Below are 25,124 nucleotides of genomic sequence, written 5' to 3'. Positions count from 1 at the left end.
GCAGGGGCAGCTTGACGCCGTCCTGCACGCGCGCCCCGAGGACCGTCGCGCGTTCATCGAGGAGGCCGCCGGGGTTCTCAAGCATCGCAAGCGCAAGGAAAAGGCGCTGCGCAAGCTCGAGGCGATGGCCGCGAACCTCACCCGGCTCACCGACCTGTCCGCCGAGCTGAGGCGGCAGCTCGGCCCACTCGGCCGGCAGGCGGAGATAGCCCGCAAGGCCGGGGTGATCCAGGCGGCGCTGCGCGACGCGCGCCTGCGCCTGCTCGCCGATGACCTCGCCGCCGCCCGCGCCGCCATCGCCTCCGACGCGGCGGACGAGGAGACCCTGCGGGCCCGCGTGTCACGCACGGAACGGGTGCTGGCTGACGGGCAGCGTCGGGAGGCGGAGCTGGAGGCACAGCTCGCCGAAGCCGTGCCGCGCGCGGCCCAGGCCGCCGAGACCTGGTACGGGCTCGCCTCCGTCCGGGAGCGACTGCGGGGAAGCAGATCCCTCGCGGCCGAGCGGTCACGGCTGCTCGGCTCCGCCGAGGATCACCGCAGCGGTCGTGATCCCGACGAACTGGAGCAGGAGGCGGTCGCGGTCCGGGAGCAGGAGCTCGCGCTGACCGAACGCCTGGAGCTGGATCGCGAGACCCTCGAAGAGGTGGTAACCCGCCGCGCGTCCCTCGAGGCGCTGCTGGCGAACGAGGAGAAGGCTCTGCTCGCGGCGGCGAAGGCTGCCTCAGACCATCGCGAGGGCCTCGCTCGTCTCGCCGGGCGGGTGGAGGCTGCCCGGTCGCGCGCCGCGGCCGCCGAGGCGGACATCATCCGGATGACCGAGGCGCTGGCGGATGCCCATGCCCGGGACGAGGAGACCGCCGGTTCCCGCTCCGCTCTCGATACCGAGTTGGCGCGGATCGAGACCGCGCGGGGCGAGCTCGCGGAGCGGCACAGCGAGGCGGTCGCCGTGCACCAGGCGGCCAACGAGCGCTTGGAGGTCCTCCGCGACGCCGAGCGCGCCGCGGAGCGGGACCGGGCCTCCTGGCAGGCTCGCCGCGAGGCGCTGGAGCTGTCGCTCGCCCCGGCCGACGGTGCCGGCGCACTGCTGCGCGCCGCGGTCGAACCCGGCCCGGTGGAGGCCGCTCTGCCTGACCGGGTGGTGGCCGAGGGGCTGGCCGAGACGGACGGCGGACGCCAGCCCGGTCGCAGTGGCGGGGGTGGAGGCGGGGGCGGAGGCCGGAAACGCCAGCGCGGTGCTCGCCGGGACGCCGCCGAGGTGGCCGTCGAGCTTCCTCCGCTGGACCCCTCAATCGAGATCATCGGGCGGCTGGCGAGCTTCGTCACCGTGTCGCCCGGCGCGCAGTCGGCGATCGCGGCGGCGTTGGGGCCGGCCGCCGACGCCCTCCTCGTGGGGTCCCCCGCGGACGCGCTCGCCGCGCTGCGCTGGCTGCGGGGCGCGGACGCCGGTCGTGCGGCGCTCGTCGCGGCCGACCAGCCCCCGTGGCCAGCACGGCCGGACGGGCCGGAACGGCCGGACGGGGCAGAACAATCAGAACAATCAGATCAACCAGGCCCGGGCGAACCCGAACCGGTGGATCTGCCGGCCGGTGCGGTGTCAGCGTTCGACCTGGTCACGGTGGCCGATCCGCGCTACGAACCGGCGGTGCGGGAGCTTCTCGCGCGGACGGTGGTCGCAGATGACCTCGATGTGGCCGGGCAGGTGCTCGCCGGCCACCCGAACCTGACAGTCGTCACCCGGGAGGGTGACGTCGTGGGTTCACGCCGCGCGGTGGGCGGCAGTGCCACCCCGCCGTCGGTTCTCGAGGTGCAGACCGCCGCGGACGAAGCGGACCGGGGAGCCATCGAGGCGCTGGCCCGCCGGGAGACGGCCCGCGAGGAACTCGGCCCGGCCCGGGCGGAGGTCGAGCGGGCCCGAGCCGCCATCGATGCCGCCCTCGCGGAGCGGCACGGAGCCGACGCGCGTCATCGCGCGCTCTCCGAACATCTCGCCCAGATCGAACGGACGCGTGGCTCCGCGGCCGGTGAGATCAGCCGGCTGGAGCGTTCCAGGCTCGCGGCGGAGACCGCCCGCGACCGGGCGTACGGCGCGCTGACCGAGCTGGAGGGTGAACTCGCCGCCAGTTCCGCCGAGCCGGACGTCGGCGAGCGTTCGTACGACGAGCGCGACCGACTTGTCGCGGGGACCTCGGCGGTCCGCGCGGCCGAGGTCGAGGCCCGGCTGGCGGTGCGGACCAGCGAGGAGCGGGTGCGTGGCCTGCACGGTCGCGCCGACGCGCTCATGCGGGCCGCGGCCACCGAACGGGCCGCGCGGGCGGCCGCCGCCCGCCGCCGCGAGGTGCGTGAACGCCAGTCCGCGACCGCGGCCGCCCTCGCCGCCGCCGCGGACACCGCGTTGACCGCCCTGGAGCGCTCCCTGGCCGCCGCCGCGACGGAACGGCAGACCGCCGAGGACGCCCGCCGGGAGACCGAGAGCGAGCTCGGCGGCATCCGGGAGCAGGTCCGTGGGTGGGCGACGGAGCTGGCCACCCTGCGGGACGCCGCGCACCGGGACGAACTCGCCCGGGCGGAGAAGCGGCTGCGGGTCGAGACACTGGAGGCCAAGACCCTGGAGGAGCACGGGGTCGCGGCGGATGACCTGATCGCCGAGTTCGGTCCCGATGTCCTGGTACCGCCCGACGAGCCGGAGGGCCAGCCGACACCGTTCGACCGGGCGGAGCAGCTGGCCCNGGCGGGACGCGCGGAGAAACAGCTCGCCCGGCTGGGGAAGATCAACCCGCTGGCGCTGGAGGAGTTCGCCGCGCTCCAGGAACGAGCGGCTTTCCTGTCCACCCAGCTGGATGACCTGAAAAGCACCCGGCGAGACCTGCTGCTCGTGGTGGACGAGGTCGACGCCCGCGTCCGCGAGGTCTTCGCCACCGCGTTCGCCGACACCGCCCGTGAGTTCGAGATTGTCTTCGCCACGCTGTTCCCGGGCGGCGACGGCCGGCTTGTCCTGACCGATCCGGACGACATGCTGACGACCGGCATCGAGGTCGAGGCGCGGCCGCCCGGCAAGAAGGTCAAGCGGCTGTCACTGCTGTCGGGCGGTGAGCGGTCGCTGACCGCCCTGGCCCTGCTGCTCGCGATCTTCCGGGCCAGGCCCTCGCCGTTCTACGTCCTGGACGAGGTCGAGGCGGCCCTGGACGACCGCAACCTGGGCCGGCTGCTGAACGCCGTCGAGGGCCTGCGGGAGAAGTCGCAGCTGATCATCATCACCCATCAGAAGCGCACGATGGAGATCGCCGACGCGCTCTACGGGGTCTCGATGCGGGGCGACGGCATCACCACGGTGATCAGCCAGCGCCTGCGCGCCCGCGCCTCCGCCTGACCGGGGTCAGGGTGCCGGAACCACGCGATCGGGCCGACCCGTTCGCGGTGGCGCCGGGGGTGGACGGGCGATGGTCGCGGCGCGATCTGTAAGGATCGTGTCGTGGAGCTGGTCATCCTCATCGTCCTGATCGCCGTTGCCCTGCTGGGTGTCGTCGGCCTCGTCGCCGGCAGCGCCCTGCGTGGGCGCTCCCGCCCGGGCCTGACCCGGCGCGCGCCGAGCCCGACAGGCACGGAAACGGGCGCCGTCCCACCGAGTGCCGCCACGGGAACCTCCGGTACCGCCCCACCGGTGCCCGGGGAGATCGCGGGTCCCGGGGCGGGCGCCGCGGCGCCGGCGGGCGAGGTCGGTCCGAGCGGCGACGGAGCACCGGGCGGCGGCCTGGCCGCGCCCGAGGCCGAGCCGGAGATCATCGCCCCCCGTGCCCCCCTCGACGTGCCGGCCCCGGCCGTGGGCCGGATGGTGCGGCTGCGTGCCCGCCTCGCCCGCTCCCAGAACGCCCTCGGCCGCGGGCTGCTGGCGCTGCTGTCCGGGGACAACCTGGATGAGGAGACGTGGGAGGACGTCGAGGCGACCCTGCTCGTCGCCGACGTCGGCGTCGCGGCGACCACCGAGATGGTGGACGCGCTGCGCGAGCGCACCAGGGTTCTCGGCGCCCGCACCGCGGCCGACGCCCGCGCCATGCTCCGGGACGAGTTGCTCGCCCAGGTGGGAACCACCATGGACCGCTCGCTGCGGACCTCGGCGCCGGACCGGCCGGCGGTTCTGCTGGTTGTGGGTGTCAACGGCACCGGCAAGACGACAACCTGCGGCAAAATCGCCCGGCTGCTCGTGGCCGACGGCCGCTCGGTCGTGCTGGGCGCCGCGGACACGTTCCGCGCCGCCGCCGCGGACCAGCTGGAGACCTGGGGTGGCCGGGTCGGTGCGACCACCGTGCGTGGCGCGGAGGGCGCCGACCCGGCGTCGGTCGCGTTCGAGGCGGTCCGGCGCGGGATTGACGACGGGGCCGACACCGTACTCGTCGACACCGCCGGTCGACTGCACACGAAGGTCGGCCTGATGGACGAACTGTCGAAGATCAAGCGAGTGGTGGGCAAGCAGAGCCCGGTGGACGAGGTCCTCCTGGTGCTGGACTCCACCACCGGCCAGAACGCGCTCACCCAGGCGCGGGTCTTCACCGAGGCGGTCGACATCACCGGTGTCGTCCTGACCAAGCTGGACGGGACGGCCAAGGGCGGGATCGTGATCGCCGTGCAGCGGGAGCTGGGGGTGCCGGTCAAGCTGATCGGGCTGGGCGAGGGCCCGGACGATCTGGCCCCGTTCGAGGCCGAGGCGTTCGTCGACGCGCTGCTGGGCGAGCCCGCCTGACGTAACCGGGCCAGGCTGAGGTAACCGGGCCAGGCTGAGGTAACCGGGCCAGGCTTGCGTAACCGGGCCTGGTCGCTGGAACCGAGGCGGGCGATCGGGGCGAGCTGGTCGCGCGGACGCGGGGACGCGGGGACCACAGTTTCTTCGGGTCGGTGCCCTTCCCCTGGACCGGACGCGGATCTACGCTTGCCGCGTGTGCGGGTCCACCGTGATCCGCTGGCAGCCGCGCCAGGACGCGATCAACGTCCCGACCAGGGTTTCTCGGTCGGGTATGTGGGCCTCCGGCGAGGCGTCTCGCCCTCCTCAGCGCAGAGGGCGGAGCCGGTCGGCGTCGTGCCGGGTTCCGTGCGGGCACGCCTCGCCGGACTGGGCCGGCGCACCCGGTCGGCTGGGCCCCGCTTCCGGATCAGCGAGTGATGCGTNCGCTGGTAGCTGCGGTCCGTCTGCGATCTCGGAGTGTGTGCGCGTGTTCGACACCNTTTCCAGCCGCCTCGACAAGGTCTTCACGTCGCTGCGCGGCAGGNGGCGGCTGACTGACGCCGATATCGATGCCACCGCGCGCGAGATCCNGGTGGCGTTGCTGGAGGCCGACGTCGCCCTGCCGGTCGTCCGTGCCTTTGTCGCGGCGGTCAAGGAGCGTGCGCGCGGCGCTGAGGTGAGCGCGTCGCTCAACCCCGCCCAGCAGGTCATCAAGATCGTCAATGAGGAGCTCGTCGCCATCCTGGGCGGCGGCACCACGACCCTGCGCTATGCCAAGACGCCGCCCACGGTGATCCTGCTGGCGGGCCTGCAGGGAACCGGCAAGACGACGCTCGCGGGCAAGCTCGGTCGGTGGCTGCGCTCCCAGGGGCACACGCCGCTGCTCGTCGCCGCCGACCTGCAGCGACCGAACGCGGTGAACCAGCTCCAGGTCGTCGGTGAGCGCGCCGGAGTCGAGGTGTTCGCGCCCGAGCCCGGCAACGGCGTCGGTGACCCGGTCAGGGTCGCGCGCGACGCGCTCGCCCACGCCCGCCGGCACGTCTTCGACGTGGTGGTCGTCGACACCGCCGGCCGGCTTGGTGTCGACGAGGAGATGATGCGGCAGGCCGCCGACATCCGGGATGCCGTCTCGCCGGACGAGATCCTCTTCGTTCTGGACGCGATGATCGGCCAGGACGCGGTCTCCACGGCGCAGGCGTTCGCCGACGGGGTGGGCTTCTCCGGCGTCGTGCTCACCAAGCTCGACGGCGACGCCCGCGGTGGCGCGGCGCTCTCGGTGGCCCGGGTGACCGGTGCGCCGATCATGTTCGCCTCCACCGGTGAGGGCCTGGAGGACTTCGACGTCTTCCACCCCGAGCGGATGGCCTCCCGCATCCTCGGCATGGGCGACGTGCTCACCCTCATCNAGCAGGCCGAGAAGGCCTTCGAGGTCGAGCAGGCCGAGGCGATGGCCCAGAAGATGGTCAGCGCCGAGTTCACGCTCGAGGACTTCCTCGAGCAGATGCTGACCGTGCGCAAGATGGGGCCGATCGGCAACCTGCTCGGAATGCTGCCCGGCATGGGCCAGATCAAGGATCAGCTGGCCCAGGTGGACGACCGCGACCTCGACCGGGTGGTGGCCATCATCCGGTCCATGACGCCGGCCGAGCGGCAGGACCCGAAGATTCTCCAGGCTTCCCGGAAGGCGCGGGTGGCCCGCGGGTCCGGTGTCACGGTCACCGAGGTGAACCAGCTGCTGGACCGCTTCGGCGAGGCCCGCAAGATGATGCGGCAGATGGCCGGCGGGGCGGGCCTGATCCCCGGAATGGGCCGGGGGAAGTCCGCGCAGGCCCGCAAGGCGGCCAAGAAGGGCAAGGGCGCGCGGCGCAGCGGAAACCCCGCCGCGCGGGCGGCGAAGGCCCAGGATCGCCGTACGCCGCAGGACCAGCCGCCCGCGCTCGGCCCGGGGGGCCAGGGGATGGAGGGCATGCCCGATCTCTCGGCCCTTCTCCAGCAGAACGGCCTCGGGGGCGGCGTGAAGCCGCCTCGGGGGCCCCGTCCAGGCCGCTGAGGGCCGGCCGCGGTCGGCGTGACGGCTTCCCGGATATCGGCCCGCGCCCGGGCCGCCACGAGCGTCTTCGATGCCCGGGAGGCGGTCCGGCCGGGTGATCTGGCAGACTGTAGGGTCATACAGGCTTTGCCTGCCGGCGTCGACGTGGCCGCTGTCGCGTGGGTCCCTCGGGGAGTGGTTGTTCCCGGAGGCCCGTTCCGTGGCGGTTCGTTGACGGCGGTGTTCTCCCGCTTCCGGGGCGTCACGGTTTGTCCGGGCGTTCCGGTGGTCATCGATATGTCTGGAGCCGTACGACCACCGTGGCAACAAAGATCAAACTTCAGCGCCTCGGCAAGATGCGCGAGCCGCACTACCGCATCGTCGTCGCCGACGCCCGCACGAAGCGGGACGGCCGGGTCATCGAGGCCATCGGGCAGTACCACCCCAAGTCCGACCCGAGCATCATCAAGGTCGACGCGGACCGGGTCGGTCACTGGCTCTCCGTGGGTGCCCAGCCGACCGAGCCGGTTCTCGCGATCCTCAAGGTGACCGGTGACTGGCAGAAGTTCAAGGGGCTGCCCGCGCCCCCGCCGATGAGGCTCCCCGCGCCGAAGGTCGACAAGCGCGAGGTCTTCGCCGAGGCCGCGCGGGCCGCTGCCGCCGCGGACGACAAGCCGGCGACGACCCCGAAGAAGGCCAAGAAGTCGGCTGCCGCTGACGACGCCGAGGCGGCGTCCGCAGAGTCGGCCGCGGGGCAGTAAGTGCTCGAGGCGGCGCTCGAACACCTCGTCCGGGGCATCGTCGACTATCCCGACGACGTCCGGGTCGATCTGTCGAGCAACCGGCGTGGCCGGACTCTGGAAGTACGGGTGCATCCGGACGACCTCGGCAAGGTCATCGGCCGGCGCGGCCGGACGGCCCGGGCACTGCGTACCGTGATGGGCGGTGTGGGCGGTCGCGGTCTGCGGATCGACGTCGTCGACGTGGACCGTTAGTGTCCGCTCGCACCGTCCGTAGGCGGGCTGGCCATGGGTGAGCCTGTCATCGTCGGGCGGATCGGGCGTCCGCACGGAATCCGCGGCGATGTGACCATCGACGTCCGGACGGATCTTCCCGAGCGGCGTTTCGCGCCCGGCGCGGTGCTGGGTCGTCAGCGTCCGGGCGGTCCGGCTGGTTCGGCGGCCGCGGCCGTGCCCACCGCCGGGAGCGATCCCGGCGCGCGGACCGGTCCGGCGGGTTCCGCCGACCTGTCCGCGGCGTCGGTCCTCCGGGTCGCGAGCTCGCGGTGGCATTCCGGTCGTCTGCTCGTCCGGTTCGACGGAGTCGCCGACCGCGGCGCGGCGGAGGCACTGCGCGGCACCCTGCTCACCATCGACTCCGACGAGTCCGGTCCCCCCGTGGGGGACGATGACGAGGACGAGACCGACGACCTGTGGTGGGACCGTGACCTTGTCGGGCTGCGGGCTCAGACGTCCGCGGGCGCCGCGCTTGGCGAGGTCGTCGACGTCATCCACTCGCCCGCCGGGGAGATCCTGGCGATCAGCCGTTCCGGCGGCGGGGAGTATCTGATCCCCTTCGTCCGGGAGATCGTGCCCACCGTCGATCCGGCGGCGGGCCGCATCGTCGTCGACCCGCCTCCTGGCCTGCTCGACCTCGACTGATCCGTCGGCGTGTCGGCGCACGACGCGCACCTGTGTCCACGACGAGCACCCGTGTCCAAGCTGTGCCGACGTGTCCGCGTGGCGCCCGGCCGGCCCGGTGGCTGATGTGCGGGGTGGCGGGGTGGCTGGTGTGCACGGTGTCGGAGTGCGCCCCGGCGGATGGTCGTAACCACTTTCCGACGAAGGCAGCGGATGCGCATCGACGTCGTGACGATCTTTCCGGACTATCTGCGCCCGCTGGACCTGGCCCTGGTCGGGCNGGCCGCGGCCCGGAACCTGGTGGACATCCACACCCACGACCTGCGGCAGTGGACCCAGGACGTCCACCGCACGGTGGACGACTCGCCCTACGGGGGCNGGCCCGGAATGGTCATGCGGCCTGAGCCCTGGGACAGTGCGCTGCGGGCCATCGGCGAGCGTGATCCTTCGCGGCGCCCANGGGTGGTGGTTCCCACCCCGGCCGGCGTGCCGTTCACCCAGCGCTACGCCGCCGAACTCGCGGAGCAGGACTGGCTGGTCTTCTGCTGCGGCCGCTACGAGGGCATCGACGGTCGGGNGGTCGAGGCCTGGGCCGACGACGAGATCTCCATCGGTGACTACGTGCTTGCCGGCGGGGAGGCCGCCACGCTGGTCATCGTCGAGGCGGTCACCAGACTGTTGCCGGGAGTGGTCGGCAACGCCGAGTCGATCACCGATGACTCGTTCGCCCACGGTCTCCTGGAAGGCCCGGTGTACACCCGCCCGCCGGTCTGGGAGGGCCGCCCGGTGCCGGAGATCCTGCGCTCCGGGGACCATGCCGCCATCGCCAGGTGGCGCCGGGACGCCGCGCTGCTGCGAACTCGTCGCCGGCGCCCGGAGCTGCTCGAACGAATCGAGCTGTCAGCGGCTGACCGTGCGGTGCTGGCGGACCGGCCGGCCACCGAGGGGACACCCTCGGCGGGTACCGCCGGGCACCCGGCACAGGTGGGCGCGACCGCGGGAGGCGCGACGGTGGTGGCCTCCGGTGAGGGCGCGGGTCCAGTCCCGGACGCCGGCGACGACACCATGTGACGGAGCTGGCACCAAGGCGTGGGGCGCTCGCGGTGGGGCCTGTCGACGGGACACCGCGCACGTGTGGCACAGTAGGATGCGGTGTCCGCCGATTCATGACCGACTCCGTCGCTGGCCGACCTCGTGACTGGCCTGATGGCTGGTGACTGGCCTCGTGNCTTGCCTTGCCGCTGGCTCTGCCAACTGACATTGTCACTGGTAGCCACGTCGCTGGCAGCCGCCGACATCGTCGGTCTGTCGATTCGGCGCACCCGGTCGGCCTGTCGACCTGGTGTACCAGCCGTTTCGGCTTCACGTCGTTCTGGCGCATCCCGCCCGGCCCCGTGCCGGTGTCTGGTGTGACCGAGTGGCGGAGCGGCCCGCGGNGGCCCGCCGGGCACGGCCGGTGGACTGTTCCATGCATTTGCCTGTGACAACCCTGAGGAAGCGACTGCCATGCACACCCTGGACAGCCTCGACGCCGAGTCGCGCAGGACGGACGTGCCGGACTTCTGGCCGGGCGACACGCTGAAGGTCCACGTGCGCGTGGTTGAGGGTAACCGTCAGCGGATTCAGGTCTTCCAGGGCGTGGTGATCCGACGCCAGGGCGGCGGGATCCGGGAGACGTTCACCGTTCGCAAGGTGAGCTTCGGTGTCGGTGTCGAGCGGACCTTCCCGCTCCACAGCCNGATCGTCTCGCGGATCGAGATCGTGACACGCGGTGACGTCCGCCGGGCGAAGCTGTACTACCTCCGCCAGCTCCGCGGCAAGGCCGCCAAGATCAAGGAGAAGCGCGAGCCGGTCGGCCGCTGATCCTGCGGGCAGGTTGTCTTCCGGTGCCCTCCGGGCGGAGGGCGCCGGGCGACTGGCCGGTCATCAAACCACTCCGCCGCGCATGCGGTGCATCAGGATGGTCAGACCGTGGGCTGATCGGGGTCAGAGCGCGGCCTTGGCGGGCTTCTGCCCGCCCCATGACGATTGACGGCCGACCTGGCGAGGTGGCGCAGTGAGTGGATCGGACCATGGCCCGCCCGAATCATCCGACAGCGCGGCCGGGAGCGTTCCAGCGACGCCCGGCCCCGGCGCGCGCCGTGATGCGCCTGAACCTGGGGCTCTGGCCCCTGGGGCGGCTGGCCCTGGAGCTCCGGCCCCTGGAACCTCCGGTGCCGCTGCCGGAACCTCCGACATCGGTCCGACCGGCTCCAGGCCCGGCCCCGACGTTCTCGAGCATGGTGCGGGCGGGCCGGCGGCCGCCGCGGCGGCGGGCGACCGCCCGAGTGACGGTGAGCCGGGCGTGGGCGGTGCCCCGGCGGCCACCGGGCGCCGGGTCTCCCGGCCGACCGATCGCCGGGACCGTGGGCGCGGCTCGTTCCTGCGTGAGCTTCCGATCCTCGTGCTGGTCGCCTTTCTGCTCGCACTGCTGATCAAGACGGTCTTCGTTCAGGCGTTCTGGATCCNCTCCGAGTCGATGGAGCGCACGCTGCTCATCAACGACCGNGTGCTGGTGAACAAGGTCGTGTACCACTTCCGCGACGTGCACCGTGGCGAGATCGTGGTGTTCAACGGCGAAGGCACCGGCTTCGAGCGGGAGTCGGTCGTCGTGGAGCCGGGCAATGGTGTGAGCCGCTTTGTCCGCAGTGTTCAGCAACTGCTCGGTCTCGGTGCGCCGAGCGAGAAGGACTNCATCAAGCGTGTGATCGGAGTGGGCGGGGACGTCGTCGCCTGCTGCGACAGTGCCGGGCGGGTGACGGTGAACGGCAAGGGCCTCGACGAGCCCTACGTCTACGAGAACGACTTCCGCGAGTTCGGGCCGATCACCGTGCCGGATGGTGACCTCTGGCTGATGGGGGACCATCGCTCCAGATCGTCGGACTCGCGGCAGAACGGCCCGGTGCCCCAGGACAAGGTGATCGGTCGGGCGTTCGTGCGGGTCTGGCCGATCGGCCGGTCCGGCGTGCTGTCGGTGCCGGGCACGTTCTCGGACGTCCCGTCCGCCGCCGGCGCGAGCGCCCCGACGCCCGCCGCTGGGCAGACGCCGGCAGCCGCGGGCCCGCTCGGATCCCTGGACGCCCTGCTCGCGCCGGTGGCCGCGGTGGCCCTCGTCATCCCGGGGCGTCGGTGGCGTGGGAGTCGGCGGCGTGGGCGTCGGCGCCGTGGCACAGGTGGTTCGCCCTGATCCCGACGGACGTGCGCGGCCCGGCGATCCGCAGTGACGCCGGCCTGTTCGGCTACGAGCGGGCGCTCCAGCGCAGGGGCCTCGGCCCGGTGGCCGGCGTGGACGAGGCGGGTCGGGGTGCCTGCGCCGGTCCGCTGGTCGTGGCCGCGGTGGTGGTGGACCCCCGCCGGACGCGCCTGCTCGGGCGGCTCGCGGACTCGAAGCTGCTCACCGAGCGGATCCGCGAGGAGGTCTACTCCGACGTTCTGGCCAGTGCCGCGGCGGTCGCGACCACCGTTGTGTCCGCCGCGCGCATCGACCGGATCGGTGTACACGTCGCCAACATCATGGGGATGCGGCGGGCGGTGGCGCGGCTGGACATCCGCCCGGGATATGTGCTGACGGACGGGTTCGCCGTCGACGGTTTCGGCGCGGAGTCGCTCGCGGTGATCAAGGGAGACCGGGTTGTCGGATGTATCGCGGCGGCGTCCGTGGTGGCCAAGGTGACCAGAGACCGGATCATGCGTGGTTTGCACGAGCGGCATGCCGAGTACGATTTCGCGCAGCACAAGGGCTACGTCACCGCGGCGCACGCCGCCGCGCTGGCGCGGTACGGGCCGTGCGAGGAGCACCGCCTGTCATATGTCAACGTCGCGCAGGCGGCGCTGGCGGGGAAAGCACGATCGTTGCGGCTGGAGGACAGAGTTGCTATGACCAGCCTGCGTGGCGCCACGGAGCGCGCATGAGCGCGGAGGACCTCGAAAAGTACGAGACCGAGATGGAACTCCAGCTCTACCGCGAGTACCGCGACGTGGTCGGGTTGTTCTCGTATGTCATCGAGACCGAGCGGCGGTTCTATCTGGCGAACGACTACCAGATCGAGGTTCGCAACAGTTCGGACGGCGAGGTCTTCTTCGAACTCACCCTGCGGGACGCCTGGGTCTGGGACATGTTCCGGCCGGCACGTTTCGTGAAGAACGTTCGGGTTGTGACCTTCAAGGACATCAACGTCGAGGAACTGACCAAAGCCGAACTCTGACTGACGCCCGCGTCGGCACGACTGCCGCCCGGGCCGCACCGGCCGGTGCACGCCGCCCGCGGGCTGTGGACGGAAATCCGTTGTCCACAGGAGGTCGTCCGCGGGTCCGTTCCGGCCGGCGCGCGCGGAGTCTGATCTCACCGGTGGGCGTTCGACCCCCGGTGGGACGGAGGCTCGCATGCGGGTCAGTCAGCGGTTCGGCAGGTTCGGTGAGGACGTCGCCGCCCGTCATCTGCGGGCCNAGGGCGCCGAGATCCTCGCCCGCAACTGGCGCTGCCGCGAGGGTGAGATCGACATCGTCGCCCGGCACGGCGACACCCTCGTCTTCTGCGAGGTGAAGACGCGCGGCGGGTCCGGCTACGGGAGCGGTGCCGAGGCGGTCGCGGGCCGGAAGGCCGCCCGAATCCGGCGGCTTGCCGTGCGCTGGCTGGCCGAGCATCCCCACCCGCCCGCGGTCGTGCGCTTCGATGTGCTGTCGGTCTACCGGGAACAGCAGGGGCCGCTCCGGATCGAGCACCGCCGGGGAGCCTTCTGATGGTCCTCGCCCGTTCGCTGGCCGTCGCGGTCATCGGGATCGAGGGCCACCTCGTGGAGGTGGAGGCCGATCTGGCCCGCGGCCTGCCTGGTTTCACCCTGATCGGGCTGCCCGACGCGGCCCTGCACGAGGCACGCGACAGGGTGCGCGCCGCGGTGCTGAACTCCGGCGAGCGCTGGCCGGATCAGAAGATCACCGTGGGTCTCTTCCCGGCGACACTCCCGAAGTCGGGCAGCTGTTTCGACCTCGCGATGGCGGCGGCGATCCTGTGCGCCTCCGGTGCCGTGCCTGCGAGGGCGGTGGCCCGTCGCATCCTGATCGGGGAACTCGCGCTCGACGGCCGGCTCAGGCCGGTGCGGGGGGTTCTTCCCGCTGTTCTGGCGGCGGTCGAGGCCGGCCGGAAGCGCATCATCGTCCCGGAGGCGAACGCGGCGGAGGCTTCGCTGGTGCCGGGCGCGGTCATCGAGCCCATGCGCAACCTCTCCGGTGTCCTCGACCTGCTCCGAGGCAGGTCAGTGCCGTCGCTTCCGCCTTCGGTTCCGCCGGTAGCCGCCGCGGCGGGTCCACCGGATCCCGAACTCACGGACCTGGCGGATGTCGCCGGGCAGGCCCGGGGGCGGCTCGCGGCCGAGGTCGCCGCCGCCGGCGGGCATCACCTCTTCATGGTGGGCCCGCCGGGCTCCGGCAAGACGATGCTGGCCGAGCGGCTGCCGGGGGTGCTCCCACCGCTGGATCCCACGGCGGCTCTCGAGGTCACGGCGGTGCATTCGGTCGCGGGCGTCCTGCCTGCCAGTCGGCCGCTGGTCACTCGGCCGCCCTTCCGGAGCCCGCACCACTCCGCCACCCCGGCGGCGCTCGTCGGTTCCGGCTCCTCGGTCATCCGGCCGGGGCTCGCCAGCCAGGCGCACCACGGCATCCTGTTCTTGGATGAGGCGCCGGAATTCGGCAGAACGAGCCTGGACGCACTGCGTCAGCCGTTGGAGAGCGGGGTTGTCGAGGTCGCCAGAGCGCGGGCCACGACCCGGTTCCCGGCCCGGTTCCTGCTGGTCCTCGCCGCGAACCCCTGTCCCTGCTCACGGGCCCGCGGGCCGCGCGACCCCAGTTGTGAGTGCCCGAGCGCGGTGCGGCGGCGCTACCTGGCGCGGTTGTCGGGCCCACTTCTCGACAGGATCGACATCCAGGTCGCACTGGCCTCACCCACCCGGGCCGAACTGAAGGCCGACCGGGGTCTCGGGGAGTCCTCCGGAGCCGTCGCCGAGCGGGTCAGCAGGGCTCGATCGGCGATGGAGCGCCGACTTGCCGGAACCCCGTGGCGAAGAAACGCGGAGGTTCCCGGGCCGGCGCTGCGCCGCCGGTGGCCACTGCGCCCGGAAGCGACCCGGCTCGCCGACCGTGCCTATGAGCGTGGCCTGCTCACGGCTCGCGGGCTGGACCGGGTGTTCCGAGTCGCCTGGACGATCGCCGACATCGAGGGCACGGACCGCCCGGGTCCTGCCGAGGTGGGGCTCGCCCTGGACCTGCGTCTTCCCGGGAGGTCCGCGTGAGGGGCGATCAGCTGTCCGGGCAGTCCGGGCCGCGGGAAGCCGACCACGCGCGGCGGCTGGCCCGGATCGGGCTCAGCCGGATCGCCGGTCCGGCCCGTTCGTCGATGCGCGAACAGATGAAGGCCATCGGGGAGGTCGCGCTGTGGGAGCGGCTCAGGCCGCAGCACCCGGGCATCGATCCCCAGCAGGATGTCGAGGCCGCGGCGCGGGTCGGGGCCCGCCCGCTCTGTCCCGGCGACGCGGACTGGCCGACCGCGTTCGACGTGCTTGACCGGGCCGGCGTCGACCGGGCGGGCGAGGATGGCGCTCCGCTCGTGTTGTGGGCCAGGGGGACGGCCAGTCTGGCGGAGATCGCCCGTCGGGCGGTGGCGGTCGTCGGCTGCCGGGCGGCCACGGAATACGGCATCCATCAGGCCGAGGAGTTCGGCTTCGGGCTGGCCGAACGCGGCTGGACGATCGTCTCCGGGGCCGCGTTCGGTATCGACGCCGCAGCCCACCGTGGTGCGCTGGCCGCCGCCGGCCCCACGATCGCGGTCCTCGCCGGTGGCGTCGACGTGCCCTATCCGGCGGCCCACGCCGATCTGCTCGACGAGATCGCCGCGTCCGGTCTCGTGCTCAGCGAGACCCCGCCGGGAAGTCCGCCCTACCGGCGTCGGTTCCTCACCCGGAACCGGATCATCGCCGCGCTCGGCGCGGGCACCGTGCTGGTGGAGGCGGGGCTGCGTAGCGGGGCGTTGAACACCGTCCGCCACGCCCGGCGCCTCGGTCGCACTGTGATGGTCGTTCCCGGGCCGGTGACAAGCGCGATGAGCAGCGGATGCCATCGCCTGCTGCGGGATCACCGAGAGGAGACGGTGCTGGTCACGACTGCCGGCGACGTAGGAGAGGAGATCGGTGACATCGGTGAGCTGGAGCCCCGGTCGACCGGCCCGGCCAGGGCCCGCGACGGCCTGGCCGATCTGGTCCTGGAACTGCTCGACGTGATGCCGGCCAGAGCGGCCATCGGCGTTGCTGAACTGGCACGCCGGGTCGGCTGTCCTCCCGGGACGGCACTGGCGCTGCTCGGCCCGCTGGCCGTGGAAGGCCTGGTCGAGGCGACCCGGGCGGGGTATCGGCTGACGGCCCTCGGCCGATCCTCGTCGTCCCAGGACCGCCGCCGGAACCCGGAGGCGGGCTCCGTGCCGCCGGGACGGTCGGAGCGGTCCGGTCCCTGAGAGCGGCGGTCGGTCGGCCGGGGGAGGCGACGCGGCGAGCGAGAACCTGAGGGAGGAGCGAGAACCGGGCCACCCACCGTTGCGGCGGGTGGCCCGTCGGTCTGTCGGGCCGGCGTTCCCTCGGGAACGGGTTCTTCAGGTGCGGGTGGAGCCTCAGCCGAGCAGCGGAAGCAACCGGGGCGGGACCCGTCGGAAGAAGGCGACGGGATCGAGGTACTCGCTGCCTCGCAGGACACCCCAGTGCAGGCAGGCGCGTGCCNGGCAACCGGGATGGCCAGACTCGAGCAGCCCGATCGGCTGCCCCCCGGCGATCGGCTCGCCTTCGCGGACGAGCGGTCGCACGGGCTCGTAGGTGGTGCGCAGCGAACCGTGGACGACCGTGACGACCCACCGGTCGCCGATCCAGCCGGCGAAGCCGACGACACCGTCCCGGGCGGCCTCGACCCGCCCGCCGGGGACGGAGCTCAGATCGACCCCGCGATGTCCCGGGCCGTACGGATGTTCCGGTGCCTGGAACGCGCGCGCGACCGTGCCGGGAGCCGGTAGTGGCCAGCGCCAACCGGTGCCGTCGCCTTCGGTCGAGGCCAGCCGCGCGGGCACGAGGCGGGCGGGCGGTGGTTGGTCCGGAAGCACGCGAGCGGGCGGGGAAACGGGGGTTCCGGCACCGAAGGGCGGGCGGATCGGCACCCGCCCAGGGCCGGCGATCGCGACCATCAGCGCGACGATGGGAACGATCAGCCAGGCCGGGTCGAGGCGCGGGGGCTGGGACATGACGGATCGCCTCCGGGTCTGGGGAGTTGTTCCCGGCTCGGCCGGGATCCCGGCGCTACCGGGTGACGAGGGCGGTCGGGTCCGTGTCGGGCGGTCCCGACCGCCGCTCTGCTGGCCGGCAGGGGCAAATGGAGCCAGCAGGATCAGAATGCGCTCGTCTGCCAGAAAATGCAGGATGACGAAGGCAAATGTGGATAACCGGAATTGGAAGAGGCGCTCGGGTGTCTCCTGGTGGCCTCACCGTCGGGGCCCGGGTGGGCGTGCACCGGTGAGGAGCAACCGGCCGACCGGACTGGCGGTGGGTGGCCCGCCGGCATCCGGTGACCGCGCCGTCCATCCGAGCGGACCGGTCACCGTCCGAGCGGACCGGTCACGCCGGCCGGGTATCATCGATACGGAGTCCACTGGCTGGGGTCACCCCGGCGAGTGGTCGGCGGCGGCCATCGGCCGATCTCCGGCCACCAGCGGGCTCAGTTCGCACGCCTGCTCCCGGCTGTGACCGGGAGGGCCTCCTCGGTCCGTCGCCCTGCGGCGGCCACGGCCATTCGGGCGTCAGGGGCCTCGGTTCTTCGCCGGGGCCGTCACAACCGAGGCGTCCCGGCCAGCATGCCGGGCGAGAAGGGAGCGACGGGAACATGGCCGTCGTCACCATGAAGCAGCTGCTGGAGAGCGGCGTTCACTTCGGGCACCAGACAAAGCGCTGGAACCCGAAGATGAAGCGCTACATCTTCACCGAGCGCAATGGCATCTACATCATCGACCTCCAGCAGACGCTGTCCTACATCGACCGCGCCTACGACTTCGTGAAGGAGACGGTCGCCCACGGTGGGACCGTCCTGTTCATCGGCACGAAGAAGCAGGCGCAGGAGGCGATCGAGGAGCAGGCCCAGCGGGTCGGCATGCCCTTCGTCAAGGAGCGTTGGCTGGGCGGGATGCTGACCAACTTCTCGACGGTCTACAAGCGGCTCCAGCGGCTCAAGGAGCTCGAGGAGATCGAGCTGACCGGCGGTACCGAGGTCCGCANGAAGAAGGAACAGCTCGTGCTGACCCGGGAGAAGGCGAAGCTCGAGCGCACTCTCGGCGGTATCCGCGACATGAGCCGTGTTCCGAGCGCGGTCTGGGTCGTCGACACGAAGAAGGAGCACATCGCGGTTGGTGAGGCCCGGAAGCTGGGCATCCCGGTCGTGGCGATCCTCGACACCAACTGCGACCCGGACGAGGTCGACTACCCGATCCCGGGCAACGACGACGCCATCCGCAGCGCCGCGCTGCTCACCCGGGTTGTCGCGGACGCGGTGGCCGAGGGTCTGATGTCGCGCGCCGGCGCGTCGAGCAACGCCGAGGCGAAGCCGGAGCAGTCCGTGGGCGAGGAGCCGCTGGCGGAGTGGGAGCAGGCGCTGCTGCGCGGAGACGCCGCTCCGGCTGGCGAGACCCCGGCGGCGGAGGCGCCCGCGGCGGAGGCTCCGGTGGCGGAGGCTCAGGAGCAGCCCCAGCCGGACGCCGTCGGTACCGCCGTCTGACAGATCCTGGTTTCCGTGTCCTCCGGAGGGGGTCCGCCCTCCGGAGGACACGATCCAACCCCCCGGCGGTATCTGCCGGCGGGGCAGGCGACCGTCCGGCGTGACCGTCGGCCGCCCAGGGCGGCGGCGGGCATCGCCGGTGGCGCCGCGTGGCGGCGTCGCGTATGTCCCGGCGCCGAGACAGAACGCCCCCCATCGCCAGCAATCGAACTGACGAGAAGAGCACCATGGCAGACATCACAGCCGCCGACATCCGCAAGCTCCGGGAACTGACCGGTGCCGGGATGAGCGACGTCAAGAAGGCGCTCGTCGACCACGACGGTGACTTCGAGAAGGCCAAGTCCTGGCTGCGCGAGAAGGGCCTCGCGCAGGTCGCGAAGCGCGCGGGCCGCAGCACGGCGAACGGCCTCGTCGAGTCCTACCTCCACCGCAGCGACCCGCAGCTCCCGCCCACGCTGGGGGTGCTCGTCGAGCTGCGCTGCGAGACCGACTTCGTCGCCAAGACGGAGGACTTCAAGCAGCTCGCGCGGGACCTCGCCCAGCACATCGCCGCGGCGGACCCGCTGTACGTGACGGCTGACCAGATCCCCAACGAGGTGCTGGAGTCGGAGCNGAAGATCTACGAGGCGGCCGCTCGCGAGGAAGGCAAGAACGAGAAGGCCATCCCGAAGATCGTCGAGGGTCGGGTCAACGGCTACGTCAAGGCCACCGTTCTGCTTGACCAGGCCTGGGTGAAGGACGGCAAGATCACCATCCGCGCCCTGCTGGAGCAGGCTGGGTCCGCGCTTGGCGAGAAGATCGAAGTGGGCCGGTTCGCCCGGTTCAACGTCCGGCAGGCCTGAGCGGGCACGCGCCGCGGCGGAGCGAGACGGCCGGGCACCTGGCGGGGTGACATTGTCTCCGCGGGTGTCCGGCCGACGTCGGTTCGCCGCCGTCCGCTGGTCGGGGGAGCTCGCTGCGTCGGGCGCGGCGGCGCCCGACCGCGCCGCCGGGGCCCCACCGTCACGATCCGATCGGCCACGGTTCGCGCCCGTCGGCGCGCCACGCGAGCCCACGGGCAGCCGTCCCGGAGGCGTGCGGCAGACTGCAGTCAGCATGAACGTCCCTGGCCGATGATCCCGGCCGTCGGCGAAGGAGCCGCCCGTGACCGATGACGCCTACAGTGCCGTGGGTGAAGTGGCCGCTGAAGATCGCGCCGAGACCACACCCCGATGGACCCGTGTCCTGCTGAAGCTCTCCGGGGAGGCCTTCGCCGGGGGGGAACAGCTCGGGATCGACCNCACGACCCTCGCGACGATCGCCCGGCAGATCGCCAAGGTGAGCAGGTCGGGCATCGAGGTCGCCATCGTCGTCGGGGCGGGGAACATGTTCCGCGGCCAGGCGCTGGCCGAGCGNGGCATGGACCGTGCGCGTGCCGACTACATGGGCATGCTGGGCACGGTCATCAACTGCCTGGCGCTGCAGGACGTCCTGGAGCGCGAGGGCATCGTCACCCGGGTCCAGACGGCGATCGCCATGGGCCAGGTAGCCGAGCCCTACCTCCCCCTGCGGGCGATCCGTCACCTGGAGAAGGGGCGGGTGGTGATCTTCGGTGCGGGGCTGGGTGCGCCGTTCTTCTCGACGGACACCACCGCCGCGCAGCGGGCGCTGGAGGTCAAGGCCCAGGCGGTACTTAAGGCGACGAAGGTCGACGGCGTGTACGACGCCGACCCGGCGACGAACCCCGGCGCCGTCCGGTTCGACTCCCTCACCTACGGTGAGGTCCTCGCGCGTGGCCTGAAGGTCATGGACGCGACCGCGATCAGTCTCTGCATGGACAACGACCTGCCCATCGTGGTTTTCGACCTTCTGACCGAGGGAAACATCTCCCGCGCCGTCCGGGGTGAGAAGATCGGCACCCTGGTCGGTGTCGAGACGTACGGAACGGAAGGTACCCGGTGATCGACGACACGCTCCTCGAGGCCGAGGAGAAGATGGACAAGGCCGTCCTGGTCGCCAAGGATGATTTCGCGAACATCCGCACCGGGCGTATCACGCCGGCGGTCTTCTCGAAGATCCTGGTGGACTACTACGGAGCTCCGACCCCGGTCCAGCAGCTCGCCTCGTTCCACATCCCCGAGCCGCGCATGGTCATCATCACGCCCTACGACAAGTCGTCACTGGCCGCGGTGGAGAAGGCCGTCCGGGATTCGGACCTCGGCGTCAACCCGACCAACGACGGGTCGATCATTCGCTGCCTCTTCCCCGAGCTCTCCGAGCAGCGCCGTCGCGACCTGGTGAAGGTCGCCCGGACCAAGGCGGAGGAAGCCCGGGTCAGCATCCGCAACATCCGCCGCCACGCCAAGGACGCCATCGACCGCATCGTTCGTGACGGCGGGGCGGGGGAGGACGAGGGCCGGCGCGCTGAGAAGGACCTCGATGAGGCCACCCACCGCTACGTCGCCCAGGTCGACGAACTTCTGCGCGTCAAGGAGTCGGACCTTCTCTCGGTCTGACCCGGAGCAGGTCTGAACTNGACAGCGTCCAGTCGCCTTGATCTCCGGGATGGGTGCCGGCTGCCNGGCCGGGGAGGAAGGGCTTCCCGCGGTGCGGGGGAGCGAACACCGACCTGCCAGGATCGGCGTTCGCGTACCTGGCGGGTGGATGAATCTCCCCGGTTCCGGAATCGCGCGCCTGCCTTCGCGGCAGTGGCGGGACGCGCGAGACGCCCGGAGGGTTGATTGTGTGTCTGTTGCGTTGCCGTGTGTAATGGTAGGGTGTGTCCGTGCCGATCTTCTGGCCGTGTCCCGATACGGCGCGGGGGAGGGCATCAAGTGCGGCATCGCGCGTCTCGACAGATTTCGTATAGACAGATTCGGATCGGCCTGGGCCCAGGCTGCCGACGGCGGTCATGCCAGCCGTGGCGGGCGGGATGGGCGGAGTTGTGAGTATCTCGGCTCTGGGCGTGCCTCCAGAGGACACGACGGTGACTGATCGCGCGGACATGGCCGACGGCCCGGGATCGGGAAGCTCGGCGCCCACCGGGACCGAGAGCCAGCCGGCGCGCGATGACGAGCAGCCGTCCCGCCATGACGAGCAGCCGTCCCGTGGTGCCGAGCCGGCGCCCGCGGGCGGTCGGCGGGTGATTCGGGCCGGCCGCGATCTGCCGGCCGCCATCGCGGTCGGGGTCGCGCTGGGCGCGCTGATCCTGGTGCCGCTGTTCACCTTCTATCCCGTCTGGGTCGGGGTGGTCAGTGCGGCGGTGGCGCTCGGCACCTACGAGGTCGTCCGTGCGCTGCACGTCGCCGGGATGTCGGTGCCCCTCGTGCCGCTGGCCGTGGGGGCGGTGGCGATGCCCGTCGCGGCCTACACCGCGGGCACGAACGGACTGGTACTGGCCCTGGCGGCCACCACGGCCGTGTCCGTCGCCGTGCGCGCGCTGCGCGAACCGGCCGGGCCCGAGGGCGGTGGGCGCCTGCTGCCCGACCTCGCCGCCTGCGTCTTCACCTCGGCGTACGTGGGCTTCCCCGCCGGCTTCGCCACCCTGCTCACCTCCGCGCCGGACGGGCACTGGCGCACCATCGCGTTCCTCGGCACGGTCGTGGCGAGCGACATCGGTGGCTACACCGCGGGGGTGCTCTCCGGCGGCCGGCACAAGCTCGCGCCGACGGTCTCGCCGGGCAAGTCCTGGGAGGGATTCGCCGGTTCCACCATCGCGTGCGTCATCGTCGGCGCCGTTCTGACGGCCTGGCCACTGGGCGGCGAGATCTGGCAGGGGGCGCTGCTCGGTGTCGCCGTCGCCTGCACCGCGACCGTGGGTGATCTCGGGGAGTCCCTGCTCAAGCGGGACATCGGCATCAAGGACATGGGCAATTTGCTGCCCGGTCACGGCGGCATCATGGATCGTCTCGACTCGTTGCTGTGTACCGCTCCGGTGGCCTGGCTGCTCATCACCGCCTTCCTCGGCTGAGCCACCGCGGGGGAACGGTCGATCACCGGCTGTCCGTCTCGCCGGACTCCCTGGCAGACTGGAGCTGCCATGACTGCCACGCCCGCCGATTCCGGAGACCTTCTGCCACTGGTGGCAGGACGGTCCCGCCCGCCGCGTCACGTCGCGGACCTCTCCCGCGAAGAACGGCGTTCCGTGGCCACCTCACTGGGGCTGCCGGCATTCCGCGCCGACCAGCTCGCCNGGCACTACTTCGCCCGGCACCTGGGCGCCGACGACGCCGCGTTGATGACGGACCTGCCCGCACCGGTCCGCTCGACGCTCGTCGAGGCCATGCTGCCGCGGCTGCTCACCGCCGCCACGACCCTCGACTGTGACGGCGGGCAGACCCGCAAGACCGTCTGGCGGACGGCGGACGGCTCCCGCATCGAGTCGGTGCTGATGCGCTATCCGCGCCGGGCGACGGTCTGCGTCTCCAGCCAGGCGGGCTGTNGGATGGGGTGTCCGTTCTGCGCCACGGGCCAGGGCGGGCTGACCCGCAACCTCTCCACCGCCGAGATCGTCGAACAGGTGGTGGACGCGGCCCGCACGATGGCTCGGGGCGGCCTGCCCGGCGGTGCCGGCNGGCTGTCGAACGTCGTGTTCATGGGCATGGGCGAGCCGTTGGCCAACTACCGGGCGTTGCTCACCGCGCTGCGCCGGCTCATCGACCCGGCGCCGGACGGTCTCGGCCTGTCCGCGCGGAGCCTCACGGTGAGCACCGTCGGCCTCGTGCCGGGTATCCGCCGGCTGGCCACGGAAGGTCTGCCGGTGACCCTCGCGGTGTCCCTGCACGCGCCGGACGACGAGCTGCGGGACGAGCTGGTACCGATCAACACCCGGTGGCCGGTCGCCGAGGTCCTCGCGGCAGCCTGGGACTACGCCGAGGTCACCGGCCGGCGGGTGAGCATCGAGTACGCCCTGATCGACGGCGTGAACGACTCACCCGAGCGTGCCGAGGCCCTTGCCGCACTGTTGGTGGGGCAGCTGGCCCACGTCAATCTGATTCCGCTCAACCCGACCGGTGGCTCGTCCTGGCAGGCGAGCGCTCCCCGCGGCCAGCGGGAGTTCGTCGACCGGCTGCGGGCGCGGGGGATCGCGGCGACGGTCCGGGACACCCGCGGCCGCGAGATCGCGGCCGCCTGCGGGCAGCTGGCGGCGGAACCGCCCGCCCGCGGCCGAGCAGCGCGTGGTGGGCCGGGCGCGGCGGTGCGGCCCGCGCTGGGTGAGTCCGTGCTGGGTGAGCGGGGCGGCAGTCTTGGCGTTCGGTAGCTCCGCCGGCAGGCGGCGCGGTTCCGGCCGGTCCGTGGCCGGGGCCGCGAGGTCGGTGCCGGGGCGGCAGCGACTGGCGCGGTCCGGGGTCCTGCGGAACGGTTCCCGCCCGGCGAACACGCTGTGGCTGCCGATCACCGCCGCGGCCGGGGTCCTGCTGCTGCTGCTGTGGTACGCGATGGCACAGTCCCCGTCGGGGGAGTCCGGGGCGGTCGCTCCAGTGGCCTCGGCACTGGCGGAGGCCGGCGGCCCCGATGGCGCTCCGGGCGCGGTCGCGCTGCCCACGGTGCCCCCACCGCCGGCCAGCGGGTGCGACACGGGCCAGAGCCTGCCGGCCGGCGTCACGAACCAGATTATTTCGGTAGCCGGCACGGACCGGCAGTACCAGCTGGCAGTCCCGCAGGGTGGCGGCGCGGGCTCCCCACTGCCGTTGATCGTCAGTCTGCACGACCAGGACCAGTCCCCGGCGGAGCTTGAGCAGTACACCCAGCTGACGGACGCGGGAACCAGGGCCGGCTATGCCGTGGCCGCACCACTCGGCGCGGCCGCCCGATGGAACTTCACCCGTTCGGCCGAGGTGGGCCCGGACGACGTCCTCTTCGTCGGAACGCTGCTCAACGACCTGACCGGTCGGATGTGCCTGGNCGCGAAGCGCGTCTTCCTGACCGGCTTCTCCGACGGGGCCGACATGGCCTTCGCTCTCGCCTGTGCGCTGCCCGACCGGATCGCGGCACTCGTCACGGCTGGATCGAGCCGGCTGCCGGACGACTGCGCGGGGCCGCGGGCAAGCGTGCTGGAGCTGCACGGGACCGAGGACCCGATCGCGCCCTGGGACGGCGGGGGCCCCGCGCGCCCCGCCCCCTACGCGGGGCTGGTCGCCCAGCCGGTGGAGAGCCGTCTCGACAGCTATGCCAGGGCGCTGGGCTGCGGCGGTGAGCACCCGACCTCCCGGGACCTGGCCAACGTGATGCGGACCGCCTGGACGTCCTGCCCGAACGGGAAGGACGTGGGTGTGCTGGCGATGCAGGGCGGCGGCCACACCTGGCCCGGGGCGCCCGTGGCCGCGCCCGCGGAGCTGGGGCGCACGGTGTCCAGCCTGAGCGCGACGGTCGTGGCGCTGGCCTTCTTCGCCGGCCACCCCGCGGACGGGCGGACGATCACCGGCGGGGGAGCGGCCGGCGGCGGCTCGTCCGGCGGCGGCCCGGCCGGCACCCCCGAGGCCGCGACACCCCGGCCGGCGTCCGCGACACCCACTCCGGGGGTGGGCCCGTCCGCATCAACGGCACCGGATACCACCGGCGAGCCCGCGACCACATCGAGCCCGACCCCCACCCCGGTGCCAACCTCGTCGTCGGTGGCCCCGTCGGCGAGCACCGCGCCCGAAGGCCAGTAGCGGGACAACGCCCGGTGAGGGCCTGACGCATCCCGGGCGCGGCCGCCTTCCCGGCGTTGACCCCTGGTAGGTGCGGGTGCACCCAACGCACACCTTCGGGTCGCACCTGTCAGGAACCGAACAGGCCTCGGTCGAAGCGCCGAAGGGCCTGCGAGAATAGGCGGTGTGGCGGAGGCTTCGGTCCAGCGTGAGGTGGTTCTGCTCGGGTCTACCGGCTCGATCGGGACCCAGGCGATAGATGTCGTACGCCGCAACCCGGACAAGTTCCGGGTGGNGGCGCT

18 protein-coding genes and 25 pseudogenes are annotated in these 25,124 nt (G+C 72.3%); 41 read left to right on the top strand and 2 right to left on the bottom strand.

The window, feature by feature from the left end; translation table 11 throughout:
* The 25 genes and pseudogenes from UG55_RS19635 to dprA form a co-directional block, all read left to right on the top strand.
* Positions 1 to 2,726 (top strand): annotated as a pseudogene (locus tag UG55_RS19635) (chromosome segregation protein SMC); the annotation flags it as partial.
* Between the two features lies 1 nt (position 2,727).
* The coding region (locus UG55_RS39690; RefSeq protein WP_242424802.1) for an AAA family ATPase at positions 2,728 to 3,367 on the top strand (640 nt) is incomplete at its 5' end.
* A 102-nt stretch (positions 3,368 to 3,469) separates the two neighbouring features.
* Positions 3,470 to 4,735, top strand: a complete 1,266-nt coding sequence (gene ftsY, locus UG55_RS19630) for a signal recognition particle-docking protein FtsY (RefSeq protein WP_066071257.1) — start codon at positions 3,470 to 3,472, stop codon at positions 4,733 to 4,735.
* Positions 4,736 to 5,214: 479 nt separating this feature from the next.
* Positions 5,215 to 5,258, top strand: a pseudogene (locus UG55_RS45565) (hypothetical protein); the annotation flags it as partial.
* Position 5,259: 1 nt separating this feature from the next.
* Positions 5,260 to 5,304 (top strand): annotated as a pseudogene (locus tag UG55_RS39685) (hypothetical protein); the annotation flags it as partial.
* Between the two features lies 1 nt (position 5,305).
* Positions 5,306 to 6,119: pseudogene (locus tag UG55_RS39680) on the top strand (signal recognition particle protein); the annotation flags it as partial.
* 1 nt (position 6,120) lies between these two features.
* Positions 6,121 to 6,764: pseudogene (locus UG55_RS39675) on the top strand (signal recognition particle protein); the annotation flags it as partial.
* 299 nt (positions 6,765 to 7,063) lie between these two features.
* Positions 7,064 to 7,504 carry a 30S ribosomal protein S16 gene (gene rpsP, locus UG55_RS19620; RefSeq protein WP_066071254.1) on the top strand — a complete coding sequence of 147 codons (441 nt, stop codon included), beginning with the start codon at positions 7,064 to 7,066 and terminating at the stop codon, positions 7,502 to 7,504.
* Positions 7,505 to 7,738 carry an RNA-binding protein gene (locus tag UG55_RS19615; protein ID WP_006544182.1) on the top strand — a complete coding sequence of 78 codons (234 nt, stop codon included), beginning with the start codon at positions 7,505 to 7,507 and terminating at the stop codon, positions 7,736 to 7,738.
* Between the two features lie 33 nt (positions 7,739 to 7,771).
* Positions 7,772 to 8,404 carry a ribosome maturation factor RimM gene (gene rimM, locus UG55_RS19610; RefSeq protein WP_066071251.1) on the top strand — a complete coding sequence of 211 codons (633 nt, stop codon included), beginning with the start codon at positions 7,772 to 7,774 and terminating at the stop codon, positions 8,402 to 8,404.
* 260 nt (positions 8,405 to 8,664) lie between these two features.
* Positions 8,665 to 8,761, top strand: a pseudogene (locus tag UG55_RS39670) (tRNA (guanosine(37)-N1)-methyltransferase TrmD); the annotation flags it as partial.
* A 1-nt stretch (position 8,762) separates the two neighbouring features.
* A pseudogene (locus tag UG55_RS39665) lies at positions 8,763 to 8,842 on the top strand (tRNA (guanosine(37)-N1)-methyltransferase TrmD); the annotation flags it as partial.
* Between the two features lies 1 nt (position 8,843).
* A pseudogene (locus UG55_RS39660) lies at positions 8,844 to 8,960 on the top strand (tRNA (guanosine(37)-N1)-methyltransferase TrmD); the annotation flags it as partial.
* Between the two features lies 1 nt (position 8,961).
* A pseudogene (locus tag UG55_RS39655) lies at positions 8,962 to 9,454 on the top strand (tRNA (guanosine(37)-N1)-methyltransferase TrmD); the annotation flags it as partial.
* 435 nt (positions 9,455 to 9,889) lie between these two features.
* Positions 9,890 to 10,121: pseudogene (gene rplS / locus UG55_RS39650) on the top strand (50S ribosomal protein L19); the annotation flags it as partial.
* Between the two features lies 1 nt (position 10,122).
* The coding region (locus UG55_RS39645) for a 50S ribosomal protein L19 (RefSeq protein ID WP_242424805.1) at positions 10,123 to 10,246 on the top strand (124 nt) is incomplete at its 5' end.
* Positions 10,247 to 10,439: 193 nt separating this feature from the next.
* Positions 10,440 to 10,890, top strand: a pseudogene (locus tag UG55_RS39640) (signal peptidase I); the annotation flags it as partial.
* 41 nt (positions 10,891 to 10,931) lie between these two features.
* A pseudogene (locus tag UG55_RS39630) lies at positions 10,932 to 11,115 on the top strand (signal peptidase I); the annotation flags it as partial.
* Position 11,116: 1 nt separating this feature from the next.
* Positions 11,117 to 11,609: signal peptidase I (gene lepB, locus UG55_RS39625; RefSeq protein ID WP_242424801.1), on the top strand; the 493-nt coding region annotated here is incomplete at its 5' end.
* 11 nt (positions 11,610 to 11,620) lie between these two features.
* Complete coding sequence (locus UG55_RS19590) at positions 11,621 to 12,334, top strand: ribonuclease HII (protein ID WP_066071309.1); 714 nt, start codon at positions 11,621 to 11,623, stop codon at positions 12,332 to 12,334.
* Positions 12,331 to 12,627 carry a DUF2469 domain-containing protein gene (locus UG55_RS19585; protein WP_018640602.1) on the top strand — a complete coding sequence of 99 codons (297 nt, stop codon included), beginning with the start codon at positions 12,331 to 12,333 and terminating at the stop codon, positions 12,625 to 12,627. The genes UG55_RS19590 and UG55_RS19585 overlap by 4 nt, the downstream gene beginning before the upstream one ends.
* A 181-nt stretch (positions 12,628 to 12,808) precedes the next feature.
* Positions 12,809 to 12,868 (top strand): annotated as a pseudogene (locus UG55_RS39620) (YraN family protein); the annotation flags it as partial.
* Between the two features lies 1 nt (position 12,869).
* On the top strand, positions 12,870 to 13,162 hold a 293-nt coding region (locus tag UG55_RS19580), incomplete at its 5' end, for a YraN family protein (RefSeq protein ID WP_242424800.1).
* A complete protein-coding gene (locus UG55_RS19575) occupies positions 13,162 to 14,706 on the top strand; it encodes a YifB family Mg chelatase-like AAA ATPase (RefSeq protein ID WP_066071243.1) in 1,545 nt (514 codons plus the stop codon). The genes UG55_RS19580 and UG55_RS19575, both read left to right, overlap by 1 nt.
* Complete coding sequence (gene dprA, locus UG55_RS19570; protein ID WP_242424799.1) at positions 14,703 to 15,920, top strand: DNA-processing protein DprA; 1,218 nt, start codon at positions 14,703 to 14,705, stop codon at positions 15,918 to 15,920. Before UG55_RS19575 ends, dprA begins: the two co-directional genes overlap by 4 nt.
* 153 nt (positions 15,921 to 16,073) lie before the next feature.
* On the opposite strand, the pseudogene UG55_RS45560 reads toward dprA, so the two are convergent.
* Positions 16,074 to 16,179 (bottom strand): annotated as a pseudogene (locus UG55_RS45560) (M23 family peptidase); the annotation flags it as partial.
* A 1-nt stretch (position 16,180) separates the two neighbouring features.
* Positions 16,181 to 16,634, bottom strand: a 454-nt coding sequence (locus tag UG55_RS19565; protein ID WP_242424804.1) for a M23 family metallopeptidase, incomplete at its 3' end; no start/stop codon positions are given.
* Between the two features lie 692 nt (positions 16,635 to 17,326).
* On the opposite strand from UG55_RS19565, the pseudogene rpsB (UG55_RS39615) reads away from it, so the two are divergent.
* The 16 genes and pseudogenes from rpsB (UG55_RS39615) to UG55_RS39560 all read left to right on the top strand — a co-directional run.
* Positions 17,327 to 17,714: pseudogene (gene rpsB / locus UG55_RS39615) on the top strand (30S ribosomal protein S2); the annotation flags it as partial.
* A 1-nt stretch (position 17,715) separates the two neighbouring features.
* Positions 17,716 to 18,211 (top strand): 30S ribosomal protein S2 (gene rpsB, locus UG55_RS39610; protein ID WP_242424798.1); only part of this gene is annotated, 496 nt, incomplete at its 5' end.
* 227 nt (positions 18,212 to 18,438) lie between these two features.
* Positions 18,439 to 18,823: pseudogene (tsf, locus tag UG55_RS39605) on the top strand (translation elongation factor Ts); the annotation flags it as partial.
* Between the two features lies 1 nt (position 18,824).
* A pseudogene (locus UG55_RS39600) lies at positions 18,825 to 19,053 on the top strand (elongation factor Ts); the annotation flags it as partial.
* 325 nt (positions 19,054 to 19,378) lie between these two features.
* Positions 19,379 to 19,490 (top strand): annotated as a pseudogene (locus UG55_RS45555) (UMP kinase); the annotation flags it as partial.
* Between the two features lies 1 nt (position 19,491).
* Positions 19,492 to 19,605: pseudogene (locus tag UG55_RS39595) on the top strand (UMP kinase); the annotation flags it as partial.
* Between the two features lies 1 nt (position 19,606).
* Positions 19,607 to 20,152, top strand: a 546-nt coding sequence (locus tag UG55_RS19550) for a uridine monophosphate kinase (protein WP_242424797.1), incomplete at its 5' end; no start/stop codon positions are given.
* Complete coding sequence (gene frr / locus UG55_RS19545; RefSeq protein ID WP_066071228.1) at positions 20,149 to 20,706, top strand: ribosome recycling factor; 558 nt, start codon at positions 20,149 to 20,151, stop codon at positions 20,704 to 20,706. The genes UG55_RS19550 and frr, both read left to right, overlap by 4 nt.
* Positions 20,707 to 21,122: 416 nt before the next feature.
* Positions 21,123 to 22,160: a phosphatidate cytidylyltransferase gene (locus UG55_RS19540; RefSeq protein WP_066071226.1), complete on the top strand. Its 1,038-nt coding sequence runs from the start codon at positions 21,123 to 21,125 to the stop codon at positions 22,158 to 22,160.
* Between the two features lie 69 nt (positions 22,161 to 22,229).
* A pseudogene (locus UG55_RS39590) lies at positions 22,230 to 22,382 on the top strand (23S rRNA (adenine(2503)-C(2))-methyltransferase RlmN); the annotation flags it as partial.
* A gap of 1 nt (position 22,383) precedes the next feature.
* Positions 22,384 to 22,631: pseudogene (locus UG55_RS39585) on the top strand (23S rRNA (adenine(2503)-C(2))-methyltransferase RlmN); the annotation flags it as partial.
* Position 22,632: 1 nt separating this feature from the next.
* Positions 22,633 to 22,763: pseudogene (locus tag UG55_RS39580) on the top strand (23S rRNA (adenine(2503)-C(2))-methyltransferase RlmN); the annotation flags it as partial.
* A 1-nt stretch (position 22,764) separates the two neighbouring features.
* Positions 22,765 to 23,450 (top strand): 23S rRNA (adenine(2503)-C(2))-methyltransferase RlmN (gene rlmN / locus UG55_RS39575; RefSeq protein WP_242424796.1); only part of this gene is annotated, 686 nt, incomplete at its 5' end.
* 178 nt (positions 23,451 to 23,628) lie between these two features.
* Positions 23,629 to 24,094 (top strand): annotated as a pseudogene (locus UG55_RS39570) (plasmid partitioning protein); the annotation flags it as partial.
* Between the two features lies 1 nt (position 24,095).
* Positions 24,096 to 24,843, top strand: a pseudogene (locus UG55_RS39565) (plasmid partitioning protein); the annotation flags it as partial.
* Between the two features lie 156 nt (positions 24,844 to 24,999).
* Positions 25,000 to 25,117: pseudogene (locus tag UG55_RS39560) on the top strand (hypothetical protein); the annotation flags it as partial.
* Positions 25,118 to 25,124 lie beyond the last annotated feature (7 nt).

The organism is Frankia sp. EI5c (assembly GCF_001636565.1).
In the GTDB taxonomy this organism is placed as follows: Bacteria; Actinomycetota; Actinomycetes; order Frankiales; family Frankiaceae; genus Parafrankia.
Note: the sequence above shows the minus strand (reverse complement) of the source record. Positions and strands in the feature narration are given on the sequence as shown.